Origin of the sequence: Xanthobacter autotrophicus, from assembly GCF_030015065.1 — a bacterium.
Taxonomy (GTDB): Bacteria; Pseudomonadota; Alphaproteobacteria; order Rhizobiales; family Xanthobacteraceae; genus Xanthobacter; species Xanthobacter autotrophicus_D.
In genome coordinates this window covers 1-817 of the sequence record NZ_JAIVFN010000281.1, presented here as the reverse complement: position 1 = coordinate 817, position 817 = coordinate 1, and the positions used below count along the sequence as shown (strand labels likewise).

The window sequence follows — 817 nt, the reverse complement described above, 5'->3', positions numbered from 1 at the left end:
GCCCTGGCCACCCTGGCCTACGAGGGCCTGCCGCTCGAGGTGGGCTTCCAGCAGATGACCTCCGGCATGGGGATCTTCTCGTTCCTCGCGATCCCGTTCTTCATCTTCGCGGGGGAGCTGATGCTCTACGGCGGCATCGCGGATCGCATCGTGAACTTCGCGCGGGCCCTGGTGGGCCACGTGCGCGGCGGCCTGGGCATGTCGAACGTGGTGGCCTGCACGCTGTTCGGCGGCGTCTCGGGCTCGCCGGTGGCCGACGTGTCCGCCATGGGCGCGGTGATGATCCCGATGATGAAGAAGGAGGGCTACCACGCCGACTACGCCGTGAACGTGACCACGCACGCGGCACTCGTCGGCGCGCTGATGCCCACCAGCCACAACCTGATCATCTATTCGCTGGCGGCGGGCGGCAAGGTGTCGATCGCGGCGCTGATCCTGGCCGCGCTGGTGCCGGCCCTGGTGCTCACGATCAGCAACCTCGCCGCGGCCTATCTCGTGGCCGTGAAGCGCGGCTACCCGAAGGGCACGTTCCCCGGCTGGCACATCGTGGCGCGGTCGTTCGCGGCGGCGCTGCCGGGCCTCTTCATCGTGGTGCTGATCCTGGGAGGCATCCTGTCGGGCATCTTCACGGCGACCGAATCGGCGGCGGTGGCCGTGCTGTACGCGCTGGCGCTCACCATCTTCCTCTACCGCACGTTGAAGTGGGAGCACTTCATCAAGGCGGCCTCCAAGGCGGTGCGCACCACGGGCGTGATCCTGCTGCTGATCGGCATCTCCAGCACCTTCGGCTACCTCATCAGCCTCTACGGCGTGGCCG

1 protein-coding gene is annotated in these 817 nt (G+C 68.1%); it reads left to right on the top strand.

The features are described 5' to 3' along the window. Positions 1-817 (top strand): TRAP transporter large permease (locus tag K9U40_RS23100; RefSeq protein ID WP_282892416.1); only part of this gene is annotated, 817 nt, incomplete at both ends.